Origin of the sequence: Streptomyces sp. NPDC004647, assembly GCF_040609575.1 — a bacterium.
GTDB lineage: Bacteria > Actinomycetota > Actinomycetes > Streptomycetales > Streptomycetaceae > Streptomyces.
Genome location: NZ_JBEXKU010000057.1, coordinates 1 through 14,361, shown reverse-complemented (window position 1 = coordinate 14,361; position 14,361 = coordinate 1). Strand labels below are relative to the sequence as shown.

The window sequence follows — 14,361 nt, the reverse complement described above, 5'->3', positions numbered from 1 at the left end:
AGTTGCTCAGCTCAAGGGCGCGGATCTGCACCCCGTACAGGTTCGGGCACTGCTCTAAGTGACAGGACCGCAGCCGAACGGCGTGCTCGACCATCCCGTACGTGAGGTTCAGCCGCCCCGTGATGCGCGCGCCTGTCAGCTTCAGGCCCGCTATCTCACCGTCCTGCGTTGGCCCGTCGAGCAGCAGCGCCCGCAGCACCTCTGCCCGTACCGTCCGCTCGAGACCCCAGGACGTGCCGGCCATGGGGTCGTCGTCGGCCCTCTCGCGGAAGTCGACGCCTTCGCCGAGCGGGAATGCCTGCCAGACGCGGCGTTCCGCTGGTGTCAGGTCGGTGATCTCCAAGCCTGCGCAGAAGGCGCGAGCGTGGTCGCGCGAGCAGGCTATGCGGGTACGCGCCGGACTCTCCGAGCAGCACCGCCTCGTGGTCGACTTGGGCGGCTCGGCCTGCGCCAAGGCGAGGCATTCGGACTGTCCCCGGAGGACATCGACACGGAGAATGGGGTCGTGCATGTCCGGCGGCAAGCCTGCATGATCGACGGCCGCCTCTTTTTCGCGCTACCCAAAGGCGGAAAGACGCGGGAAGTCGATGCGACGCCCGGCGTCCTGGCCAGCATTAAGCAGCACGCGAAGCGCTGGCAGCCGGTCACGGTGGAACTCCCGTGGGAGAGCCCCCACGAACCTCAGAACGAACGGCAGCGCGTCGACTGGGCTCCGCGTGCTTACCCGCTTTTCCTGGCTACCCGGCAGCGGCGCGCATGCAACCGCGACACATGGAACACGCGCCTCTGGAAGCCCGCGCTCGCTTCCGCGGGGCTCATCAGCAAGGTGGACGCCGACGCCGGCGGAAGCAAGTGGGAGCCGTCGCGCGAGCTCGGCTTCCATGCACTGCGCCACACCTACGCCAGTGTCCAGCTCGAAGCCGGCGAGTCGATCGTCTCCCTCGCCCGATGGCTCGGGCACGCCGACCCTGGCTTTACTCTGCGTACATACACACACTTCATGCCCGACGCAGGCACGCGAGGTCGCGCCGCCATGGATGCTTGGTTCGATGGGGAGGCCAGCTCCCTGGAAACCCCCTGACCGTCGTGCGGGGGCGCGAGAGGCGGGAAACGTGCAGGTCAAAGCGGGTACGGAGCGGAATTCATGCGGTTGACGGTCTTCTGGCAGCGGATGGCGGACTATTTCGGCGAGGCGTACGCCGACTCGTTCGCGCGTGATCATGTGATGTCCGAGCTGGGCGGGCGGACCGTTCACGAGGCACTGGCGGCCGGGTGGAACGCCAAGGAGGTGTGGCGCGGGGTGTGCGCCGCCCTGGACATCCCGTCGGACAAGCGATGACGGCGGATGGAGCGATGACGGCGGACGGCTCCCTGCCGGGACGCCGGCACTGAAGTCCGGGGTGACGGAGGGGCCCGCCGGTCGGTAGTCCAGACTTGCCGGGTGGCAGCAGACGAAGCAGCTCAGGACGGTCTCCGACCCGGTGCGCCCGCGGACCGCGGCGACCGGATACCCCGCTGGCTGCCCCGGGCCATCGTGCTGGCGCTCGCCCTTTTCGCCTGCTTCCAGCTCGCGAACTGGGCCTTCCACCAGCTGATCGGGCTCCTGGTCAACGTCCTGATCGCCTTCTTCCTGGCGCTCGCCATGGAGCCCGCGGTGGACCGTATGGCCGCGCGCGGAATGCGCCGAGGCCTGGCCACCGCGCTGGTCTTCCTCGGTGTCATCGTCTTCTTCGCCGGGTTCTTCGTGCTGCTCGGCTCGATGCTGGCCGGCCAGATCGTCACGATGGTGGAGAACTTCCCGCAGTACCTGGACTCGGTGATGCGCTGGATCAACGACACGTTCCGGACGAGCCTGTCGCGGGTGGAGATCCAGGAGAGCCTGCTCAGGTCCGACTGGCTGAGGAAGTACGCCCAGAACAGCGCCTCCGGGGTGCTGGACGTGTCGGCGACCGTCCTCGGCGGGCTCTTCAAGCTGCTGACTGTGTCGCTCTTCTCGTTCTACTTCGCAGCCGACGGCCCCCGGCTGCGCAGGGCGCTGTGCTCGGTGCTGCCCCCCGCCAAGCAGACGGAGGTACTGCGGGCCTGGGAGATCGCGGTCGCCAAGACGGGCGGATATCTCTACTCGCGCGGTCTGATGGCGCTGATCTCCGGGGGCGCGCACTACGTCCTGCTGGAGTTCCTGGGTGTCCCGTACGCCCCCGCCCTGGCGCTGTGGGTGGGCGTGCTCTCGCAGTTCATTCCGACCATCGGCACCTATCTGGCGGGCGCGCTGCCGATGTTGCTGGCCTTCACCGTCAACCCCTGGTACGCGCTGTGGGTGCTCGGCTTCGTGGTGATCTACCAGCAGTTCGAGAACTATCTGCTGCAGCCGCGCATCACCGCCAGGACCGTGGACATACACCCGGCCGTCGCCTTCGGATCGGTGGTCGCGGGTACGGCGCTGCTGGGCGCCGTCGGCGCGTTGATCGCCATCCCGGCGACGGCGACGCTGCAGGCCTTTCTCGGGGCGTATGTGAAGCGCTACGACGTCACGGACGACCCACGGGTGCACGGCCGTCCGCGCCGGAACCCTGGTGCCTCGGCTCTCGCGAGGATGCGGCGCGGGCTGCGGCGCGGTCGCTGAGGAGCCGCCGGGGCCTGCTGACGCCTGATCAGAGACATGCGCGGGGTGCGCACGCGGACTGCGGGGGTCCACTGAGCGACTGCCGAAGAGCCACCGATGACCGGCCGAAGAGTTACCGAAGAGCTAGGGCGCGGGCGACGGCTCCGCCGGTCCGGCCGTTGGCTCCGGTGATCACGAACATGGCGCACTTCCTCCGATGGGTTTGGTGCCGCCCCGCCCTCGCCGAGGCGGCTGCGGGGCCGACGCACTCACCGTGCGTGCCATACCGCCGCAGGCGTCGTCGGGTACCTGACGGTCTTCTTCGAGCATCCGGTGGGCACGGATGATCCCACCTGGTTCGCCACCGCCTACGACACCGACGACGTGCCCTGCCTGATGCTCACCCTGTTCCAGCCGCTCGCTGTGGCCTGATCAACCCTGCCGCGCCCGGCTGAGCCGTTGAGCGTTTCAACCGGCGAAACCCGTCACCCACGGCGCTCAGTCCCAGCGACCTGCGGGGCTGGAGTGGCGCTTGACACGGAAATCGAACATCCATTCTTATGGTTCGCGGGCTGGGTTTTCCACAGGCAGACCGACGCCCGGGCGCATTGTCAGTGGCAGGCGCTAGCGTCATGGACGTGAAGCGATCGACTCAAGCAAACCGGGTGGAACCCATGGCAGGTACCGACCGCGAGAAGGCGCTCGACGCCGCGCTCGCACAGATTGAACGGCAATTCGGCAAAGGCGCGGTGATGCGCCTCGGTGACCGGCCGAACGACCCCATCGAGGTCATTCCCACCGGGTCCACCGCTCTCGACGTCGCTCTCGGCGTCGGCGGGCTGCCGCGCGGCCGCGTGGTGGAGGTGTACGGGCCGGAGTCCTCCGGTAAGACGACTCTCACGCTGCATGCGGTGGCCAACGCACAGAAGGCGGGCGGCACGGTCGCGTTCGTGGATGCCGAGCACGCACTCGACCCCGAGTACGCCAAGGCGCTCGGCGTCGACACGGACAACCTCATCCTCTCCCAGCCGGACACCGGCGAGCAGGCGCTCGAGATCGTGGACATGCTGATCCGCTCCGGCGCTCTCGACCTCATCGTCATCGACTCGGTGGCGGCCCTCGTGCCGCGGGCCGAGATCGAGGGCGAGATGGGCGACTCGCACGTCGGTCTCCAGGCCCGGCTGATGAGCCAGGCACTGCGCAAGATCACCAGTGCGCTGAACCAGTCCAAGACCACCGCGATCTTCATCAACCAGCTGCGCGAGAAGATCGGCGTGATGTTCGGCTCCCCGGAGACGACGACCGGTGGCCGGGCGCTGAAGTTCTACGCCTCGGTGCGGCTCGACATCCGTCGCATCGAGACGCTGAAGGACGGCACCGACGCGGTCGGCAACCGCACTCGCGTCAAGGTCGTCAAGAACAAGGTCGCGCCGCCCTTCAAGCAGGCGGAGTTCGACATCCTCTACGGGGAGGGCATCAGCCGCGAGGGCGGTCTGATCGACATGGGCGTCGAGCACGGCTTCGTCCGTAAGTCCGGCGCCTGGTACACGTACGAGGGAGATCAGCTCGGCCAGGGCAAGGAGAACGCCCGCAAGTTCCTGAAGGACAACCCCGACCTCGGCAACGAGATCGAGAAGAAGATCAAGGAAAAGCTGGGCGTCGGTGTGAAGCCGGTGGCGCCGGCGGCGGAGCCCGGTGCGGACGCCGCGGGTGCGGGGGCCGACCCGGCTGCTGCCGTGTCGACTCCGGTCGCTGCCCCGGCGGCCAAGGCCGCCAAGACGACCAAGGCCGCGGCCAAGAGCTGATTCATGACGCGGCGAACCAACTGGGGGGAGACCGGCAGCGGCGGCGAGGTAGGCACGGACAGCGGTGACCCCGGCTCGTCGAGGGCCGAGCAGGGGCCACCGCGCAGTCCCGAGGAGCAGGCGCGGGCGATCTGCCTGCGCCTGCTCACCGGGACTCCGCGCACCCGCAAGCAGCTCGCGTACGCCCTGCGCAAGCGCGACATCCCGGATGACGTGGCGGAAGAGCTGCTGTCCAGGTTCGAGGACGTCGGACTGATCGACGACGCGGCGTTCGCCGACGCGTGGGTGGAGTCCCGGCACCACGCCAAGGGCCTGGCCCGCCGTGCCCTGGCGCGCGAGCTGCGCACCAAGGGAGTCGATTCCGAGCTGATCGACGAGGCCATCGGGCAGCTCGACCCGGAGCAGGAGGAGTGGACCGCCCGGGATCTGGTGGAGCGGAAGCTGCGGGCGACCCGCGGCCTCGACCGGGAGAAGCGGATCCGCCGCCTCGCCGGAATGCTGGCCCGCAAGGGCTATTCGGAGGGACTTGCCCGACGAGTGGTCCGGCGCGCGCTGGAGGAGGAGGGCGAGGATCCCGAGCTGCTGGACCACCATCTCCCGGACCTCTGAGGCCCTGAGCAAGAACCTCGCCCTGCCCTGCCCCGCCTCCTTCCCCGGACAACGGGGCCACCCGCGTCCGGACCGCGGTCATGGACGCCGCGGTCTTCTGCCGGGAGGAGCCGCACTCACCGAGGTCAGTGGCCGGCGATCGGTGCGTTCGGCCGGGTGACCCCTGACTGCTCCACGGGCAGCCCCGCCGCTCGCCACGCCTGGAATCCGCCGTCCAGGTCTGTGGCACGGTGCAGCCCCAACTGCCGTAGCGAGACAGCCGCGAGGCTGGAGGCATAGCCTTCGTTGCACACGACCACGACGGTCAGATCGTGGCTCGTCGCCTCCGGCAGCCGGTGGCTGCCGAGCGGGTCGAGCCGCCACTCCAGCTCATTGCGCTCCACGATCACCGCACCGGGAATGGTGCCGTCGCGCTCACGCAGCTCGGCGTAGCGGGTGTCGACGAGCAGCGCCCCTGCCGCCGCGGCCTCGGCGGCCTGCTCCGGGCCGAGCCGGTCCAGCCCCGTACGGGCCTGGGCCAGCAGGGCGTCGATGCCCCGCAGTTGTGTCGCGTGTGTCTCGCTCACGTCCACTCCTCCGGCTGCTCGATCTCCTCGAGCCGCAACAGCGGCCCCGTGCGGCTGTAGCGCCGCATCAGCGGCAGCGGCGGGTAGTACGCGTGCACCGAGAGGGCGTGCTCCTCCGCGGCGAAGTTCAGCACCTGATGCACATGGTGCGGGCCGAACGCGCGGCCCTGGCCGGGGGGCAGCTGCCGCTCGCGGTCGACGTCCTCGGCCAGTTCGAGCGTCCGCCAGCCCTCGGTGGGCAGCTGTACGGCGAGGGACTGTTCGGTGAGCCGGCCCGAGGCGGTGGCGAAGGCGCCCCGGGAGCCGCCGTGGTCGTGCCACCCGGTGCCGGTGCCCGGGGGCCAGCCGATGAGCCATGCCTCGCTGCCCCCCGGGCCGTCGAGCCGCATCCAGGTGCGGCCTTCGGGGTCGAGGGGGAGGGAGCCGATCAGTGCCTGATCGGCGGCGGTACGGCGTACGAAGTCGAGCAGTTCGGTGGCCGTGGGACCACCGTCACCGGACGCGGACAGGGCAGGGAACGGGGCGGGGGCGGGCGGGGTGGCGGAAACGCCGCCGGGAGTGGTGGAAGACACAGAACCGTCCTGAGTGATCGCGAAGGTGTGCGCGGAGCAGAGCCGCGCTGAGGGAGCAGCGGATCAACAGGACGGACGACACACGCAGCCTGCGTAGCGGACCAGGTCCAGATGGACCCTCCGCCAGAAGCACAGCCGGGTGTCAGTCACGCTCCGGAGTAGACCACGCAGGGATGCGCGGGTCAACTCGGTGGCGGCGGTGGGACGGACGTGCCGGGTGCGGTCGCCAGACGCCCGGCTCCTCCGCGGCTCCTCCGCGCGCCCCGGTTCGCGTTTCGGTTCGCGTTCGGGTCGCGTTTCGGTTGGCGCGCCTGCCGAGCCCATGGTCAGCGGCGCGCGGAAGCCTCCCCCGCGGACTGCGCGGCGCTCTCCGCGCCCGCCTGTGGCGGCACTGCCGCCCCTCCGCGTGCCGCGTCGGCGCACGAGTGGAGCTCGGCCGGCCGGACCCCGGGCATCGCCGCGACCAGATGCCCGTCGGGCCGTACGACGAGCACGGTGTGCGCTGCCGCGCCCGGGTAACCCTCCGCGACCAGGAGCTCGGCCCTTACCGGCAGCGCGGAGACAGCGGACGCGAGCCGCGGCATCAGCCCGGCGCTCAGCCAGTGACGCCGCTCCCACACACCCGTTCCCGGGGCGACCAGTACCACCAGAAGGTCGCGGCCGAGCCGGTCGCGCAGCCGCGCAGCCGACCCGTCCGGCGCGGTGACCGGTACGTCGGTCACCTGCGCCCCGGGTGCCGTGGCCGCCTCCGCCTCACCCGCCGGCCTGGTCGGCGCGAGGGGGGAGCGCGCGTACACCGGCGGCGCCCCGAGCGGCCCCCGTCCGAGATGGCCGTCCGTGAGCAGCGCGTCGAGCGCGCCGGATGCGCCCGGCAGCACGGAGCGGCGTACGGCGGGCCAGCCGCCGCCCGCCCGTACGAGTGGAAGCGCCTGGTCGGCAGCGCGGAGCCGGGCCCCGACGGCCGAACGCCGCTCGGCCTGGTAGCTGTCGAGGAGCGCTTCGGACGCGTGGCGGTGCCAGACCAGTGCGAGCTTCCAGGCCAGGTTGTCCGCGTCCCGCAGCCCCTCGTCCAACTCCTGCGTCCCCAGGGCGCCGAGCAGATGGGCGGCGTCGCCCGCGAGGAAGGCCCGGCCCACGCGCCAGCGCAGGGCCAACCGGTGGTGGACGGTGTGCACACCGGTGTCCAGCAGTTCGTACGACGGGGTGTCGCCGTTCCACAGGGCCAGGGTGTCGCGGATCCGGGCGACGAGCGCTTCGGGGGTGACCAGCTCGCCGCGCGGCGGCAGCAGCCAGTCGATCCGCCACACCCCGCCCGGGAGTGGCCGGGCCATCACGTCCCCGCCGCGGGGCGGGGAGCGGTGCAGTACGGCCTCGCCGGGCCAGGGCAGCGCGGCGCGCAACGCCGCCACGGCGTGCCGTTCGACGGCAGTACGTCCCGGGAAGCGCACCGCGAGCAGCTTGCGGACCGTGGACCGTGGACCGTCGCAGCCGACGAGGTAACTGCCCCGCCACCAGGTGCCTCCGCCCGGTTGCGCCGAGGGGGACCCCGAGCCGCGGGTGTGCGCGGTGACTCCCCGTTCGTCCTGTTCGAGGGCGTCGAGCCGGCTGCCGGTGGCGATCGATGCGAGGCTCTCCTCGGCGAGTGCCGCGCGGAGCCGCCGGGTCAGGGCGTGCTGGGGCAGGTGGAGCGGGGCTCCCGGAGCGGCCCCGGCCCCGGCCGGCTCAGCGTCGCCGAACTCCTGGCGGTGCACGAGTTGGCGGCGGCGCATCGTCCGCGAGGCGGTCCAGCGGCAGCCGTCCTCCGTAGCGGGGGCGCAGCCGAGCCGGCCGACGAAGCCGGCGGTGTCGGGCCGGAGTACGGCGGTCCGCGCGGGACGCGTCTCATCTTGTCCCGGGCTCTCGTCGAGGACGACGACGGGCACATTGCGCCGCGTGAGGGCCAGGGCGAGGGACAGACCGACGGGCCCGGCCCCAGCGATGATCACCGGGTCCACGGCGTGGCTCCCGCGGCCGTTCGGGTCGTACAGGAAATGCCAAGGGGAGCCCGGTGCGCGATCACACTTCGTATGCAACCCACTGCGGGTGCCTGCGTCAAGCGACGGCGGCAGCGACGTGGGCGCCGCTGCCGCCGAGGCGTCAGTTCTTCGTCACAGAAGGCCCATCGGGCCCCTCCGGCTCATTGGCGGTGTGGTCCGCCCCGGTCACGTCGAGCACCCCGGGCGCCTCGGCCGGCTCCGCGGCCGCGGCCACGGTGATGCCGGTCTTCGCACGCCGCCCACGCTTCTCGATCCACGTCGCGAGGGAGGAGAGCGCCATGCACAGCGCCACATAGATCGTGCCGATGACGATGATCACCGGAACGTACGGATAGCTGCCGTCGACCAGGGTGTTGCCGGCGATGAGCCGGGTGGTCTGCAGAAGCTCCGGGAACAGGATGATGTAGCCGAGCGAGGTGTCCTTGAGGGTCACCACGAGCTGGCTGATGATCGTCGGCAGCATGGACCGCACAGCCTGCGGCACCAGCACGGTCGTCATGACCTGGGTCTTGCTCATCCCCAGCGCGTACGCCGCCTCACGCTGCCCCTTGGGCACCGCGTTGATGCCCGCGCGGAGCACTTCGGCCTGGACACAGCCGTTGTAGATCGTGAGACCGATGACCAGCGCCCACATCGAATTGATGTCGATGCTGCCCGGCAGATGGAGGAGGTCCGACCACAGGGTGTCGGCGATGCCCACCCACAGCGCGAAGATCGTGATCAGCAGTGGCACCGAGCGGAACAGCTCGATGAACCCGGTGGCCAGCCAGCGCACCGGCTTGTGGTCGGAGAGCCGCCCCACGGCCAGGATCACGGCGAATGCGAGAGAGAGAACCGCGGCGAGGGCGAACACCTTCAGGGTGGCGAGCAGGCCCTCGAGGATGTTGTTCCGGATACCCGCGTAGTTGAAGATGTCCCACATCGCGGGGGCGAACTCGCCCTCGGCGGCCAGCCGGGCGACGATCACGCCGATCAGGCCGAGCACCAGGAGTGTGCCGACGACCGAGTAGATGAGGTTGCGCACCCGGGCCTTGGGACCCGGTGCGTCGTAGAGCACGCTCGCGCTCATCGGGCGACCTCCATACGGCGCTCCAGCAGGCGGAAGAGTCCGCTGATGGTGAAGGTGATGACCAGGTAGGCGAGGGTGACCCAGACGAAGATGACGGCGATGTCGTAGCCGTCATTGCTCAGCGTCTTCGAGACGTTGAACAGCTCGACGTTCGAGAACGCGCCGGCGATCGCGGTGTTCTTGGTGAGCGCGATGAAGATGCTGCTCAGCGGCGGTATGACCGAGCGGGTGGCCTGCGGCAGCACCACGATCCGCATGGACTGCATGAAGGTCATACCGATGCTGCGCGCGGCCTCCGCCTGCCCCATCGGCACCGTGTTGAAGCCGGAGCGCACCGCCTCGCAGATGAACGCGGAGGTGTAGAAGCCGCAGGCGAGGACGCCCAGAACGAACGAGTCGATGCCGGGGAAGAGGATCTTCGGCACAACGAAGAACGCGACGAGGAACAGCAGGGTCAGCGGGGTGTTGCGCAGCAGCGTGACCCACGCCGTGCCGAATATGCGCAACGGCGGCACGGGCGAGACCCGGCAGCCCGCGATCAGCACGCCCAGCACCATGGCGAGCAGTCCGCTGACGAGGGTCAGCGACACGGTCCCGATGAACCCTTCGCGGAACAGCGCCAGGTTGTCGAGCAATACGTTCATGAAGTGTCTCCGCGGGGGCGGGCGGGAAGCAACGGACGGGCAAGAGTCGGCCTGCTCCGTACGGCCACGGCGGACCGCAGCCGTACAGGGCAGGCCGGCTGAAGGGACGTCAGTAGCGCTCGAGGGCCGGCGGGTCGACGTACTCCGAACCGGAGAGGCCGATCGTCGCGTCGTACGCCTTCTTGTAGTCGCCGTTCTTCTGGTGCGCCTCCAGAGCGTCGCTCAGGGCGGCCCGAAGGTTCTTGTCGTCCTTGTTGAGGCCGATGCCGTACGGCTCGTCGCTGAACGGCTTGCCGACGACCTTCAGGTTCTTCGGGTTCTGGGCGGCGTAGCCCTTCAGGATCGCGTCGTCCGTGGTGACCGCGTCGACCTGGTTGTCGAGGAGCTGCTTGACGCAGTCCGAGTACTTGGCGAGCTCGGTGACCTTCGCGCCGTACTTCGGCTGCTTGATCGTCTGCAGCGGGGTGGATCCGACGATCGAGCAGACCTTCTTGCCCTTGACGGTGTCCGGGCCGGTGACGGACTTCTCGTCCTTGCGCACCAGCAGGGAGGCACCGGCGTGGTAGTACGGACCGGCGAAGCCGACCTGCTTCTTCCGCTCGTCGTTGATCGTGTACGTGCCGATCATCAGGTCGACATCGCCCTTGGAAACGGCCGTCTCACGTGCGCCGGAGTCGACGGTCTCCCAGGTGATCTGCTTCGGGGAGAAGCCGAGGTCGGCCGCGACCATCTTGGCGATCTCGATGTCGAAGCCGGAACGCTCCTTGGTCGCCTGGTCCTCGAAGCCGAGGTACGGCTGGTCGGCCTTGGCGCCGATGACGATCTTGCCGCGCTTCTGGGCCTTCTTCAGCACCGGCGAGTCGACCTTGACGTCCTTGGCGACGGTGTACGTCGGCAGCTTCGGAGCGGTCTTGCCGTCCGGTGCGGCGCCCGGCTTGTCGCCCGCCGAACCCTCCTTGCCACCACACGCCGTGGCGGTGAGGGCGAGCACGGCGATGGCCACTGCGGCCGTCTTGCGGAGCTTCATCGTGAACATCCTTTGTGTCGTCAGGCGTTGGCAGACCTGGGCGGTCAGTGGTGCAGGATCTTCGACAGGAAGTCCTTGGCCCGGTCGCTGCGGGGGTTGTTGAAAAATTGTTCCGGCTGCGCCTCTTCGACGATCCGGCCGTCCGACATGAAGACGACCCGGTTCGCTGCGGATCGCGCGAAGCCCATCTCGTGGGTGACGACGACCATCGTCATGCCGTCCCGGGCGAGCTGCTGCATGACCTCCAGCACCTCGTTGATCATCTCGGGGTCCAGTGCCGAGGTCGGCTCGTCGAAGAGCATCACCTTCGGGTCCATGGCCAGGGCGCGGGCTATCGCCACCCGCTGCTGCTGACCGCCGGACAGCTGCGCCGGGTACTTGTCCGCCTGAGTGCCGACGCCCACCCGGTCGAGCAGGGCGCGGGCCTTGTCCTCGGCCGCCTTCTTGTCCGTGCGCCGGACCTTGACCTGGCCCAGCATCACGTTCTCCAGCACGGTCTTGTGCGCGAAGAGGTTGAAGGACTGGAAGACCATGCCGACGTCGGCACGCAGCCGTGCGAGCTCGCGGCCCTCCTGGGGCAGCGGCTTGCCGTCGACCCTGATGGCGCCGGAGTCGATCGTCTCCAGCCGGTTGATCGTTCGGCACAGCGTCGACTTGCCCGACCCGGACGGCCCGATGACGACGACGACCTCGCCGCGTGTGATGGTCAGGTCGACATCCTGGAGCACATGCAGCGCGCCGAAGTGCTTGTTGACGTTGTCCAGCACGACCAGTTCGTCCGCCGTGGCTGCGGCATCCTTGGTCACCGATACTTCGGTCATCCGCTTCTAGCTCCGTCCTCCTCGGTTGGGAGGACCTTAGTGAGCCGATCCGACCAGCGTCATTACATCTGAGGGGAAATTGAGCATAACGATCCGGATACCGGTGGCGACGCTCGGTTATGGACGCCATTCCCTCCGGTGGCTGCCGCTTCCCTACCGGCTCCATAACGGATGGTCCGGTCGGCCGGACAGCCCTTGACGTGCACCGCGTGCATCGTGCTGGATGCCTGAGGAGCGCATGACCGGCATGGCGGGGCCACAGGCCACCAGGACAGAGAGGGGCCTATGAGACTGCTGCTCGTCGAGGACGACGACCATGTCGCCGCCGCCCTCTCCGCCGTACTGGCCCGGCACGGCTTCCATGTCACCCACGCCCGCAGCGGCGAGGAGGCGCTCCAGGCGCTGCTGCCCGATACCCGCGCCCCGTTCGGTGTCGTGCTGCTCGACCTCGGCCTGCCCGACCAGGACGGCTTCGAGGTCTGCGGGCGGATCCGCAAGCGCAGCACCACGCCCGTGATCATGGTGACGGCGCGGGCCGATGTGCGCTCCCGGATACACGGGCTGAATCTCGGCGCGGACGACTACGTCGTCAAGCCGTACGACACCGGCGAGCTGCTCGCCCGTATCCACGCCGTCAGCCGCCGGGCCGTCCCCGGTGAGGCCGAGTCCGACGACGCGGCCGCGGGCCCGGCGGAGCCGCTGCGCCTCGGCCCGATGCTCATCGAGCTGCCCACGCGCCAGGTGTCGGTGGACGGCACCCCCGTCCCGCTCACCCGCAAGGAGTTCGATCTGCTGGCGCTGCTCGCCCAGCGCCCCGGCGTCGTCTTCCGCCGGGAGCAGATCATCAGCGAGGTCTGGCGGACCAGCTGGGAAGGGACCGGCCGCACCCTTGAGGTGCACATCGCCTCATTGCGCTCCAAGCTGGGCCTGCCCGCCTTGATCGAGACGGTCCGCGGGGTCGGTTACCGCCTCGTCGCCCCGGCTGCCTGAAAGACGGCTGCGGCCCCGTGCGCACCCGACTCCTTCCGCTGCTCATCGTCCTGATGGCGGGCGTACTGCTCGCGCTGGGCTTTCCGCTCGCCGGGAGCCTGGCGGCGGCGCAGCAGCAGCGGGTGGTCGTCGACCGGATCGACGACACCGCGCGCTTTGCGGCCCTGGCCCAGTTCGTGACCGCCCGCCCCGAGGCCAGCAAGCCCGCGGACGAGGGCGGCCGGCTCGTCACGCTGCGCGCGGAACTCGACCGGTACCACGACCTGTACGGCATCCGGGCCGGGGTCTTCTACCGCGACCGGTCGGCCATGGCCGTCTCCCCGGGCGACTGGGCCGTGCCGGACGAGGGCGAGGGCGACCAGGCTTTCCGCGAGGCGCTGGCCGGCCGCCGCAGCCATGATCCGCACCAGGTCTGGCCCTGGCAGCGCGGCCGGCTCGCGGTCGCCTCGCCGGTCGTCCGGGACGGTGATGTGGTCGCGGTCGTCGTCACCGACTCGCCCACCGGTCAGATGCGCTCGCGCACCCTGCACGGCTGGCTGCTCATCGGTGCGGGGGAGTTCGCCGCGATGCTGCTGGCGGTGGGGGCGGCCTTCCGCCTCACGGGCTGGGTGCTGCGGCCCGTACGCATCCTGGACGCGGCCACCCACGACATCGCGACCGGGAGGATGAAGTCCCGGGTGGCGGCCGGGGGAGGGCCGCCTGAGCTGCGCCGACTGGCCCGCTCGTTCAACGAGATGGCCGACAACGTCGAGGAAGTGCTCGAACAGCAGCGCGCGTTCGTCGCCGACGCCTCGCACCAGTTGCGCAATCCGCTCGCCGCGCTGCTGCTGCGGATGGAGTTGCTCGGGCTCGAACTCCCGGAGGGCAACGAGGAGGTCGCCGCGGTCCGTACGGAGGGCAAGCGGCTGGCGCGTGTGCTCGACGACCTTCTCGATCTCGCGCTCGCCGAGCACACGGCGGCGGACCTCCAGCTGACGGACATCGCCGAGTTGGCTCATGAGCGGGTCGGCGCCTGGCGCCCGGTCGCCGACCGCAAGGGGGTCGAACTCTCCTACGAGGGCCCGGCCGGGGCGACTGGCTGGGCCGACCCCATCGCTCTGTCCAGCGCGCTGGACGCGGTTGTCGACAACGCCCTGAAGTTCACCCCGGAAGGCGCGGCGGTCACGGTCGCCGTGGAGCCCGACGGCGACACCGTACGCATCGCGGTCTCAGATGGCGGGCCGGGCCTGACGGAGGAGGAACTGGCCCGGATCGGCGACCGCTTCTGGCGCAGCGGCCGGCACCAGAACGTCTCCGGCTCGGGTCTGGGGCTGTCCATCACGAGCGTGCTGCTGGCCGCCGGTGGAGCCTCGATCGCGTACGCCCCGCGGGAGCCGAACGGGCTGTGCGTGACGATCACCGTGCCTCGTACGGCGCCGCCTGGCTGAGAGTCTGCGCGGACCAACTTCCGGGGGGCTCGCACGGCCCGCCCATGTTCCCGCCCTCCGGGGGCTGGGGCTTGGTCCGGTGCCCGGCTACTGCCCCGGGAGACTCGCCGCGCTCGTCGGCCGCCCCGGCGAGCGACGAGGCGCATACCGGGACGGCGGGGGGCCTGATTCGCGGTAGGCGCGAGATCTGAAC

14 protein-coding genes are annotated in these 14,361 nt (G+C 70.1%); 7 read left to right on the top strand and 7 right to left on the bottom strand.

Going from position 1 to position 14,361, the window contains the following annotated elements; translation table 11 throughout:
- The first annotated feature begins 58 nt into the window (after window positions 1-58).
- From ABZW18_RS23700 to recX, 5 genes are all read left to right on the top strand, one after another.
- Complete coding sequence (locus tag ABZW18_RS23700) at window positions 59-1,081, top strand: tyrosine-type recombinase/integrase (RefSeq protein WP_356190616.1); 1,023 nt, start codon at window positions 59-61, stop codon at window positions 1,079-1,081.
- Window positions 1,082-1,144: 63 nt separating this feature from the next.
- Window positions 1,145-1,339, top strand: coding sequence for a DUF3046 domain-containing protein (locus tag ABZW18_RS23695; RefSeq protein WP_356190613.1), 195 nt, complete (start codon window positions 1,145-1,147; stop codon window positions 1,337-1,339).
- A 102-nt stretch (window positions 1,340-1,441) separates the two neighbouring features.
- Entirely contained in the window at window positions 1,442-2,623 is a 1,182-nt protein-coding gene (locus tag ABZW18_RS23690) for an AI-2E family transporter (protein ID WP_356190610.1), read from the top strand.
- 653 nt (window positions 2,624-3,276) lie between these two features.
- Complete coding sequence (gene recA, locus ABZW18_RS23685; RefSeq protein ID WP_356190607.1) at window positions 3,277-4,407, top strand: recombinase RecA; 1,131 nt, start codon at window positions 3,277-3,279, stop codon at window positions 4,405-4,407.
- 3 nt (window positions 4,408-4,410) lie between these two features.
- Window positions 4,411-5,016 carry a recombination regulator RecX gene (gene recX / locus ABZW18_RS23680; protein WP_356190605.1) on the top strand — a complete coding sequence of 202 codons (606 nt, stop codon included), beginning with the start codon at window positions 4,411-4,413 and terminating at the stop codon, window positions 5,014-5,016.
- Between the two features lie 125 nt (window positions 5,017-5,141).
- Here recX and ABZW18_RS23675 read toward each other — a convergent pair whose 3' ends face one another.
- The 7 genes from ABZW18_RS23675 to ABZW18_RS23645 form a co-directional block, all read right to left on the bottom strand.
- Window positions 5,142-5,582: a rhodanese-like domain-containing protein gene (locus tag ABZW18_RS23675; RefSeq protein ID WP_356190602.1), complete on the bottom strand. Its 441-nt coding sequence runs from the start codon at window positions 5,580-5,582 to the stop codon at window positions 5,142-5,144.
- Window positions 5,579-6,091 carry a cysteine dioxygenase gene (locus ABZW18_RS23670; RefSeq protein ID WP_356190667.1) on the bottom strand — a complete coding sequence of 171 codons (513 nt, stop codon included), beginning with the start codon at window positions 6,089-6,091 and terminating at the stop codon, window positions 5,579-5,581. The genes ABZW18_RS23675 and ABZW18_RS23670 overlap by 4 nt, the downstream gene beginning before the upstream one ends.
- Before the next feature lie 389 nt (window positions 6,092-6,480).
- Window positions 6,481-8,148, bottom strand: a complete 1,668-nt coding sequence (locus tag ABZW18_RS23665) for an FAD-dependent monooxygenase (protein WP_356190599.1) — start codon at window positions 8,146-8,148, stop codon at window positions 6,481-6,483.
- 142 nt (window positions 8,149-8,290) lie between these two features.
- Window positions 8,291-9,259 (bottom strand): amino acid ABC transporter permease, encoded by a 969-nt coding sequence (locus tag ABZW18_RS23660; RefSeq protein WP_356190597.1) that lies wholly within the window; start codon window positions 9,257-9,259, stop codon window positions 8,291-8,293.
- Entirely contained in the window at window positions 9,256-9,903 is a 648-nt protein-coding gene (locus tag ABZW18_RS23655) for an amino acid ABC transporter permease (RefSeq protein WP_356190595.1), read from the bottom strand. Before ABZW18_RS23655 ends, ABZW18_RS23660 begins: the two co-directional genes overlap by 4 nt.
- Before the next feature lie 109 nt (window positions 9,904-10,012).
- Entirely contained in the window at window positions 10,013-10,930 is a 918-nt protein-coding gene (locus tag ABZW18_RS23650) for a glutamate ABC transporter substrate-binding protein (RefSeq protein WP_356190592.1), read from the bottom strand.
- 44 nt (window positions 10,931-10,974) lie between these two features.
- Window positions 10,975-11,751 carry an amino acid ABC transporter ATP-binding protein gene (locus tag ABZW18_RS23645; RefSeq protein ID WP_356190590.1) on the bottom strand — a complete coding sequence of 259 codons (777 nt, stop codon included), beginning with the start codon at window positions 11,749-11,751 and terminating at the stop codon, window positions 10,975-10,977.
- A 285-nt stretch (window positions 11,752-12,036) separates the two neighbouring features.
- Here ABZW18_RS23645 and ABZW18_RS23640 point away from each other — a divergent pair, with 285 nt between their 5' ends.
- Entirely contained in the window at window positions 12,037-12,741 is a 705-nt protein-coding gene (locus ABZW18_RS23640; protein ID WP_356190587.1) for a response regulator transcription factor, read from the top strand.
- 17 nt (window positions 12,742-12,758) lie between these two features.
- Window positions 12,759-14,168, top strand: a complete 1,410-nt coding sequence (locus ABZW18_RS23635) for a HAMP domain-containing sensor histidine kinase (protein ID WP_356190584.1) — start codon at window positions 12,759-12,761, stop codon at window positions 14,166-14,168.
- Window positions 14,169-14,361: the final 193 nt, after the last annotated feature.